This is a genomic window from Streptomyces sp. NPDC054932 (assembly GCF_053610205.1).
The window spans coordinates 67,952-76,854 of sequence record NZ_JBSGXU010000018.1; the positions used below are offsets into that span (position 1 = coordinate 67,952).

The window sequence follows — 8,903 nt, forward strand, 5'->3', positions numbered from 1 at the left end:
CACGTCGCACGACGGTCGAACTCCCGACTGCCGATGGGACAGAATGAGCCCGTGCCTTTCCTGTTGCTGATCGAGGACGACGACGCCATCCGCACGGCCCTCGAACTCTCCCTGTCCCGCCAGGGCCACCGTGTGGCCACCGCGGCGACGGGCGAGGACGGCCTGAAACTGCTGCGCGAGCAGCGGCCGGATCTGATCGTGCTGGACGTGATGCTGCCCGGGATCGACGGTTTCGAGGTGTGCCGGAGGATCCGGCGCACCGACCAGCTGCCGATCATCCTGCTCACCGCGCGCAGCGATGACATCGACGTGGTGGTCGGCCTGGAGTCGGGCGCCGACGACTACGTGGTCAAGCCCGTCCAGGGCCGGGTCCTCGACGCCCGCATCCGGGCCGTACTGCGCCGCGGCGAGCGCGAGTCGAGCGATTCGGCGAGCTTCGGCTCGCTGGTCATCGACCGGGCCGCCATGACGGTGACGAAGAACGGCGAGGACCTCCAGCTCACGCCGACCGAGCTGCGGCTGCTGCTCGAGCTGAGCCGCCGGCCCGGGCAGGCGCTGTCGCGCCAGCAGCTGCTGCGGCTGGTCTGGGAGCACGACTACCTCGGTGACTCGCGGCTCGTCGACGCCTGCGTGCAGCGGCTGCGCGCCAAGGTCGAGGACGTGCCGTCCTCGCCCACCCTGATCCGTACCGTCCGGGGCGTCGGCTACCGCCTGGACTCACCGCAGTGATCCGGTCGTTGCTCGCGGGCCGGCGCTGGACCAGCCTGCGGCTGCGGCTCCTCATGGTGTTCGCGCTGGTCGCGCTGACGGCCGCGGTCTCGGCCTCCGGCATCGCGTACTGGCTCAACCGCGAGGCGGTCCTCACCCGCGTCCAGGACGCGGCCCTCGGCGACTTCCGGCAGGAGATGCAGAACCGGGCCGCCGCGCTGCCCGCCGATCCCACCGCGGAGGAGCTGCAGCGCACCGCCGAGCTGATGGCGGGCAGCAGCCCCGGCTACAGCGTGCTGCTCGTGCAGGTGGGCAAGGACAACCGGCAGGTCTTCGGCGCGGCGGGGCCCGACTCCTTCGGGCTGGCCGACGTACCGAAGTCCCTGCAGAACGCGGTGAACGACCGGCAGAAGACGACCGCCGCGAACGACTCCGAGTACCACGTGTACTGGCAGCGGACGAAGCCGAACGGCAATCCGTACCTGGTGGGCGGGACGCGGGTCGTGGGCGGCGGGCTCACCGGCTACATGTCCAAGTCGCTCGCGCAGGAGCGGGACGACCTGAACGCGCTCGGCTGGTCGCTGACCATCGCCACCGGCCTCGCGCTGCTCGGCTCCGCGCTGCTGGCACAGGCCGCGGCCCGGACCGTGCTGCGGCCCGTGCAGCGGCTCGGGGACGCGGCGCGGCGCCTCGGCGAGGGCGAGCTGGACCACCGCCTCGACGTGTCCGGCACGGACGAACTCGCCGACCTGTCGCACACCTTCAACAAGACGGCCGAGGCGCTGGAGAAGAAGGTCGCCGACATGAGCGCCCGGGAGGAGGCGAGCCGGCGTTTCGTCGCCGACATGTCCCACGAGCTGCGGACGCCGCTGACCGCGCTGACGGCCGTGGCGGAGGTGCTGGAGGAGGAGGTCGACGACCTCGATCCGATGATCGCACCAGCCGTGGCGCTGGTCGTCAGCGAGACGCGCCGCCTCAACAACCTGGTGGAGAACCTGATGGAGGTCACCCGCTTCGACGCGGGGACGGCCAAGCTGGTGCTGGACGACGTGGACGTCGCCGACCAGGTCACGGCCTGCATCGACGCCCGGGCCTGGCTCGACGCGGTCGAACTCGACGCGGAGCGCGGCATCGTGGTCCGGCTCGACCCGCGGCGCCTCGACGTCATCCTCGCCAACCTGATCGGCAATGCGCTCAAGCACGGCGGCTCGCCGGTGCGGGTGGCGGTGACCGTGGAGGGGGAGTGGCTGGTGATCGCGGTGCGCGACAACGGTCCGGGCATTCCCGAGGAGGTCCTGCCGCACGTCTTCGACCGCTTCTACAAGGCGAGCGCGTCGCGGCCGAAGTCGGACGGCAGCGGGCTCGGCCTGTCGATCGCCGTGGAGAACGCGCACATCCACGGCGGCGAGATCACCGCGGCGAACGCCGAGGGCGGCGGCGCGCTGTTCACGCTGCGGCTGCCCGTGGACGTGGGAAAGGTGATCGCGGGTGACGAGGATGCGTAGGGCGCTGTCGCCGGTACCGGCGCTGCTGGTCCCGTTGGTCGGGGTCGCCCTGCTGGCGACGTCGGCCTGCGGGATCCGGGCGACGACCGTGCCGGTGGACGTGGGCGCGGCCCCGTCGCGGGTGTCGTGCGACACGCAGGAGCAGCCGAGCGGGGTGCAGGGCTTCCGGGCCACGGTGGAACTGGTCTGCGGATCCCAGCTGGTGGGCGTGGAGCGAGTGATTCCGGTGCCCGAGAAGAAGCCGGTACGGGACCCCCTGGCGCTGGTCGCGCAGGCACTGCTGGAGGCGCTGGAGCGGACGCCGACCGCCGAGGAGCGGGACGCCGGCTTCACGAGCGAGGTCCCGGTCGGCCTCTCGGCGGGAGCGCCGAGGGCGGGCGACCCGGTGGGCACGGTGCGGCTCAGCCGCAAGCCCGAGGACCTGCCGCCGGTGGCGCTCTCGCAGATCGTGTGCACGCTGGCGGGCAGCGAGGCGCTGAAGGCCGACCCGGGCCCGGTGATACTGGGCGGCCCGGACGCGGATCCGCCGCGGACGTGGGAGTGCACGGAGGCGGTCCGCTCGCGGCCGGAGTCGGTGCCGACGCTGGGCGAGCTGGTGCGGCCGGAGCCGAGCGCGTCCAAGTCGCCCTGATCACACCGGAACGTGCCCCGGCCCGGCCGGGGAATGCCGACGGCCCCCCCGGCCTGAGCCGAGGGGGCCGTGCGGGCGGTCCTGGCGCCACCCCGCCGCCCCGCCGGGGGACGGACTCCGGCGTGGTGGAGGGGGCGGCCGGCCAGGGCCGGGTCGTGCGGGCGGGTCAGATGCCCATCGCCGCCGCGAGGTCCTTCTTGATCGCGTCCAGGACTTCCTGGCCGGTCACGCGGGCACCCGCGAGGTCGGAGGCCTCGGCCACCGGGACCACGACCTCCAGGTAGCACTTGAGCTTCGGCTCGGTGCCGGAGGGGCGCGCGATGACGCGGGCCTTGTAGGCGCCGTCCAGGTAGTAGCGCAGGCCGTCCGTGGGCGGGAGGGACGCCGTGCCCCGGCTCAGGTCCTCGGACGACACCACCCGCAGCCCCGCCAGGGTCACCGGCGGCTCGGCGCGCAGGGCGGCCATCGCGTCCGCGATGATCGACAGGTCCGAGACACGGACCGACAGCTGGTCGGTGGCGTGCAGCCCGTGGGCCATCGCCAGGTCGTCCAGCAGGTCGGTCAGCGTGCGGCCCTGCTCCTTGAGCACCGAGGCCAGCTCGGCGACCAGCAGGGCGGCGGTGACGCCGTCCTTGTCGCGGACGCCCTCGGGGTCCACGCAGTAGCCGAGCGCCTCCTCGTAGCCGTAGCGCAGGCCCTCGACCCGGGCGATCCACTTGAAGCCGGTCAGGGTCTCCTCGTGTCCGACGCCCGCCGCCTCCGCGATCCGGCCCAGGAGGCTGGAGGAGACGATGGACTCCGCGAAGACGCCCTGCGCGCCCTTGTGGACCAGGTGGGCCGCCAGCAGCGCGCCGACCTCGTCGCCGCGCAGCATCCGCCAGCCGCCGTTGTCCGGGACCGCCACCGCACAGCGGTCCGCGTCCGGGTCGTTGGCGATCACGATGTCGGGCTGGACCTCGGCGGCCTTCGCGAAGGCCAGGTCCATCGCGCCCGGCTCCTCCGGGTTCGGGAACGCCACGGTCGGGAAGGCCGGGTCGGGCTCGGCCTGCTCGGCGACGAGCACCGGTTCCGGGAAGCCGTGCCGGGCGAAGGCCGCCATCACGACGTCCTTGCCGACGCCGTGCATGGCCGTGTAGACGGTCCGCACGCCCCGGGGGGACCCCGGGGTCAGGACGGCGTCCGTGCGCGCCAGGTAGGCCTCCAGGACCTCGTCACCGAGCTCCTGCCAGCCCGCCTCGGGGCGCGGTACGTCGGCCAGCTTCGCGACCGCCGCGATCTGCGCCGCGATCTCGGTGTCGGCCGGGGAGACGATCTGCGAGCCGTCGCCGAGGTAGACCTTGTAGCCGTTGTCCCTGGGCGGGTTGTGGCTCGCGGTCACCTCGACGCCGGCGACGGCGCCGAGGTGCCTTATCGCGTACGCGAGGACGGGCGTCGGCAGGGGGCGGGGCAGGAGGGCCGCGCGCAGTCCGGCGCCGGTCATGACGGCCGCGGTGTCGCGGGCGAAGTCCGCCGACTTGTAGCGGGCGTCGTAACCGACGACCACCAGGCCGCCGTCGTGGCCCTGGGCCTTCAGGTGGGCCGCGAGCCCGGCCGCGGCCCGGATGACCACGGAGCGGTTCATCCGCATCGGGCCGGCGCCGATCTCACCGCGCAGTCCGGCGGTGCCGAACTGGAGGGTGCCCGAGAAACGGTCCGCGAGCTCCGCGGTGTCGCCCGCCCCGATGAGGGCGCGCAGTTCCGCCGCCGTCTCCGGGTCCGGGTCCTCGGCCAGCCAGGCCTGTGCCCGGGTGATCAGGTCGTCCTGTGCCTGTTCCTGCACTGCTTCCGCCTTACCTCTCGTACGTCGATCAGATGCGGGCGAGGACCTGCGTCAGCAGCGTGCCCATGCGGGCAGCCGAGTCGCGGCCGGCCTGGAGGACCTCTTCGTGGTTCAGCGGCTCGCCGGACAGGCCCGCCGCCAGGTTGGTGACCAGCGAGATGCCGAGCACCTCGGCGCCGGCCTCACGGGCGGCGATGGCCTCCAGCACGGTGGACATGCCGACCAGGTCGGCACCCATGACGCGGATCATGTTGATCTCGGCCGGGGTCTCGTAGTGCGGGCCGGGGAACTGCACGTAGACGCCCTCTTCGAGGGACGAGTCGATCTCCTTGCACATCGCGCGCAGGCGCGGCGAGTACAGGTCGGTGAGGTCGACGAAGTTCGCGCCGACGATCGGGGAGGTGGCCGTCAGGTTGAGGTGGTCGCTGATCAGGACGGGCTGGCCGGGCTTCATGCCCTCGCGCAGACCGCCGCAGCCGTTGGTCAGTACGACGGTCTTGCAACCGGCGGCGACGGCGGTGCGCACGCCGTGGGCGACGGCGGCGACGCCGCGGCCCTCGTAGTAGTGGGTCCGGCCGAGGAAGACCAGGGCGCGCTTGTCGCCGATCTTGTACGAGCGGATCTTGCCGCCGTGGCCCTCGACGGCGGCGGGCGGGAAGCCGGGCAGCTCGGTGACGAGGAACTCGGCCTCGGGGGCGCCGAGCGCCTCTGCGGCGGGGGCCCAGCCGGAGCCCATGACGAGGGCGACATCGTGGGTGTCCACGCCGGTCAGCTCACGCAGGCGGGCGGCTGCGGCGTCGGCGGCGGCGAAGGGGTCGGTAACAGATGCGTTCACGCGGACGAGCGTAACTCCTTCGGGCCTACGCGCGTAGATGGCACAGCTCACGGTGTTCGGATCGTTGCCTTGTCGTTTCCGCCGAATCGTCCCCGAGGGCGTGGCGGGGCCGGGCCCGCCCGCCTCCCGGGGCGGCGGGAGGCCGGGCGGGGCCGCAGGGGATCAGCAGGGGCGCTTGCGGATTTCCATCACGTAGTCGTGCGGAGCGCCCGCGGACTCGGCCGCGTCGGCGATCTCGCCCAGGTAGCGCGCCGAGGGCAGGCCGCCCTCGTAGCCGTTGAGGACGTACACCCAGGCCGCCTCCTCGCCGTCCAGCGTGTGCACGCGCACCCGCATGCGGCGGTAGATGTCGAGCCCGACACCCTCCCAGCGGTCCATCGAGTCCTCGTCCAGCGGCGCGATGTCGTACAGCGCGACGAAGACCTGGTGGCGCGGCGCTTCGACGATCGTGGCGAGAGCGCCCTCCCAGCCCATCTGCTCGCCGCCGAAGGTCAGCCGCCAGTCATTGATCCAGCCCGTGCCGCGCAGCGGCGAATGAGGTGCGCGGCGCGCCATCAGCCGCGGGTCGAGGTTGCCGGCGTACGCGGCGTAGAGCGACATGAGGTCGAGGGTACGGGAGGGGTGCCGGTGCACGCGTGCCCGGATGGCGGGACCGGGCGCGAAGCACCTTGAAGCGTGCGGGACAATGGAGCACGGAATGCATCCCCCGGGGAGACCCCCCGGAACACCGGCCGGGGCGGCAGCCGGCCGGGTAGACGTGAGGCGGACTTTTCGTGACCCGGATCGTGATCATCGGCGGCGGACCCGGCGGGTATGAGGCAGCCCTGGTGGGGGCCCAGCTCGGCGCGGAGGTGACCGTCGTCGACTGCGACGGTCTGGGCGGGGCATCGGTCCTGACCGACTGCGTACCCTCCAAGACTCTGATCGCGACCGCCGAGGTGATGACGACCTTCGACTCCTCGTACGAGGAGCTCGGCATCGTCGTCGCGGACGACACCCCGCACATCGAGCAGGCCGCGCGCGTCGTCGGCGTGGACCTCGGCAAGGTGAACCGGCGCGTCAAGCGCCTCGCGCTCGCCCAGTCGCACGACATCACCGCCTCCGTCACCCGGGCCGGCGCCCGCGTGGTGCGCGGCCGCGCCAAGCTCGGCGGGCCGCAGGGCATCGACGGCACCCGGGACGTCATCGTCACCGCCGCCGACGGGTCCGAGACGATCCTGACCGCGGACGCCGTGCTGATCGCGACCGGCGGCACCCCGCGCGAGATCCCCGACGCCATGCCCGACGGCGAGCGGATCCTGAACTGGACCCAGGTCTACGACCTCGACGAGCTCCCCGAGGAGCTCATCGTGGTCGGCTCCGGTGTGACCGGTGCCGAGTTCGCCGGCGCGTACCAGGCCCTCGGCTCCCGGGTGACCCTCGTGTCCTCCCGCGACCGGGTGCTGCCCGGCGAGGACCCGGACGCCGCCGCCGTGCTGGAGGACGTCTTCCGGCGCCGCGGCATGAACGTCGTCGGACGGTCCCGGGCCGAATCGGCCAAGCGGGTGGGCGACCGGGTCGAGGTCACCCTCTCCGACGGCCGCGTGCTGACCGGTACGCACTGCCTGATGGCGGTCGGCGCGATCCCGAACACGAAGAACATGAACCTGGAGGAGTCCGGGGTCCGGCTCAAGGACTCCGGTCACATCTGGACCGACAAGGTGTCGCGCACGTCCGCGCCCGGCGTGTACGCCGCCGGTGACGTCACGGGCGTCTTCGCGCTCGCGTCGGTCGCGGCGATGCAGGGCCGCATCGCGATGTACCACTTCCTCGGCGACGCGGTGGCCCCGCTGAACCTGAAGACCGTCTCCTCGAACGTCTTCACCGACCCCGAGATCGCCACCGTCGGCTACACCCAGGCGGACGTGGACGCCGGCAAGATCGACGCCCGCGTGGTGAAGCTCCCGCTGCTGCGCAACCCGCGCGCCAAGATGCAGGGCATCCGGGACGGCTTCGTGAAGCTGTTCTGCCGTCCGGGCACCGGGATCGTCGTCGGCGGTGTGGTCGTCTCCCCGCGTGCGAGCGAGCTGATCCACCCCATCTCGATCGCGGTCGACAACAATCTGACGGTCGAGCAGATCGCAAACGCGTTCACCGTGTACCCCTCGCTGTCGGGCTCGATCGCCGAGGTGGCCCGCCAGCTGCACACGCGGAAGACCACCGGGGAGGCGTGAGCCCGGCTAACCGCCGCACACCGTAAGGGGTTTGGGGCGGGGCGCGGATTCGTGGCGAGATGTTCACACAACTCTCGGACTGCGTATACCACTAGTCGCCCCGCCTTATGGACAACTTCGGTATTCCGGCGCAAAGAGCTGAAAGCAGACGGTCGTTGGGGTTACTGTCAGTTTCGTGTTCGCTGCAGAACGTCGCCAATTGATCCTCGAAATGGTGCGGGCCAACGGAGCGGTATCGCTCCGGGAGCTCGCCCGCGTCGTCCAGACCTCCGAAGTGACCGTACGGCGGGACGTGCGGGCACTGGAGGCAGAAGGACTCCTCGACCGCCGACACGGCGGTGCGGTCTTGCCGGGCGGTTTCACGCGGGAGTCCGGCTTTCCGCAAAAGTCCCATCTCGCGACGGCGGAAAAGACCGCCATTGCCGATGTCGCGGCCGGCCTCGTCGAAGAGGGCGAGGCCGTCGTCGTCGGCGCGGGCACCACGACCCAGGAGCTGGCCCGCCGGCTCGCCCGAGTGCCCGGACTGACCGTCGTCACCAACTCGCTGCTCGTCGCCCAGGCCCTGGCCCATGCGAACCGGGTGGAAGTGGTGATGACCGGCGGAACCCTGCGCGGGTCCAACTACGCCCTCGTGGGCAGCGGAGCCGAGCAGTCCCTCCAGGGGCTGCGCGTGTCCCGGGCCTTCCTGTCGGGCAGCGGTCTGACCGCCGAGCGCGGGCTGTCCACGTCCAACATGCTGTCCGCCAGCGTGGACCGGGCGCTGGTGCAGGCGGCGGCGGAGGTGGTGGTGCTGGCCGACCACACGAAGCTCGGTACCGACACCATGTTCCAGACCGTGCCGACCGACGTGATGACGCGGCTGGTGACGGACGAGCCGCCGCCGCACGACGACCGGGCGGGTACGGAGCTGCAGGCGCTGGCGGACCAGGGCGTGCAGATCACCGTGGCCGGCGGGGCGGTGGCCCCCGGCGGTGTGGACGGGATGCAGGGGCGGCGGCCGCGCCGCGAATCGCCGCTGCCGGTGCAGCGGCGGGGCGGGCCGACGGCCCAGCTGCGCAGCGCGCCCGGCGGAATGCTGGAGCAGCAGGCGGAGCGGGCCCGCGTGGCCGACATGCGCCGCCGCTAGGTCGTGTGCCGGGGCTCCGCCCCGGACCCCGCGCCTCGCACTCCCCCGGCTACCGCTGGGAGGTGC

8 protein-coding genes are annotated in these 8,903 nt (G+C 72.5%); 5 read left to right on the top strand and 3 right to left on the bottom strand.

The window, feature by feature from the left end:
- Positions 1–51 precede the first annotated feature (51 nt).
- The 3 genes from afsQ1 to ACWGE1_RS07960 are packed head-to-tail and all read left to right on the top strand — an operon-like array spanning position 52 to position 2,844.
- Positions 52–729: a two-component system response regulator AfsQ1 gene (gene afsQ1, locus ACWGE1_RS07950; protein WP_063754818.1), complete on the top strand. Its 678-nt coding sequence runs from the start codon at positions 52–54 to the stop codon at positions 727–729.
- Positions 730–782: 53 nt separating this feature from the next.
- Positions 783–2,213 carry an ATP-binding protein gene (locus ACWGE1_RS07955; protein WP_453419695.1) on the top strand — a complete coding sequence of 477 codons (1,431 nt, stop codon included), beginning with the start codon at positions 783–785 and terminating at the stop codon, positions 2,211–2,213.
- Entirely contained in the window at positions 2,206–2,844 is a 639-nt protein-coding gene (locus ACWGE1_RS07960; RefSeq protein WP_453419696.1) for a hypothetical protein, read from the top strand. The genes ACWGE1_RS07955 and ACWGE1_RS07960 overlap by 8 nt, the downstream gene beginning before the upstream one ends.
- 166 nt (positions 2,845–3,010) lie before the next feature.
- On the opposite strand, the gene ACWGE1_RS07965 is transcribed toward ACWGE1_RS07960, so the two are convergent.
- The 3 genes from ACWGE1_RS07965 to ACWGE1_RS07975 form a co-directional block, all read right to left on the bottom strand.
- Positions 3,011–4,663 (bottom strand): phospho-sugar mutase, encoded by a 1,653-nt coding sequence (locus ACWGE1_RS07965; protein WP_453419683.1) that lies wholly within the window; start codon positions 4,661–4,663, stop codon positions 3,011–3,013.
- Positions 4,664–4,691: 28 nt separating this feature from the next.
- Positions 4,692–5,498 carry a purine-nucleoside phosphorylase gene (locus ACWGE1_RS07970; RefSeq protein WP_453419684.1) on the bottom strand — a complete coding sequence of 269 codons (807 nt, stop codon included), beginning with the start codon at positions 5,496–5,498 and terminating at the stop codon, positions 4,692–4,694.
- 162 nt (positions 5,499–5,660) lie between these two features.
- On the bottom strand, positions 5,661–6,098 hold the full coding sequence (locus ACWGE1_RS07975) for a gamma-glutamylcyclotransferase (protein WP_453419685.1): 438 nt from the start codon (positions 6,096–6,098) through the stop codon (positions 5,661–5,663).
- 173 nt (positions 6,099–6,271) lie between these two features.
- On the opposite strand from ACWGE1_RS07975, the gene ACWGE1_RS07980 reads away from it, so the two are divergent.
- Together ACWGE1_RS07980 and ACWGE1_RS07985 are read left to right on the top strand one after the other, a co-directional pair.
- A complete protein-coding gene (locus ACWGE1_RS07980) occupies positions 6,272–7,711 on the top strand; it encodes an NAD(P)H-quinone dehydrogenase (RefSeq protein ID WP_453419686.1) in 1,440 nt (479 codons plus the stop codon).
- Between the two features lie 175 nt (positions 7,712–7,886).
- A complete protein-coding gene (locus ACWGE1_RS07985) occupies positions 7,887–8,837 on the top strand; it encodes a DeoR/GlpR family DNA-binding transcription regulator (RefSeq protein ID WP_453419687.1) in 951 nt (316 codons plus the stop codon).
- Positions 8,838–8,903 lie beyond the last annotated feature (66 nt).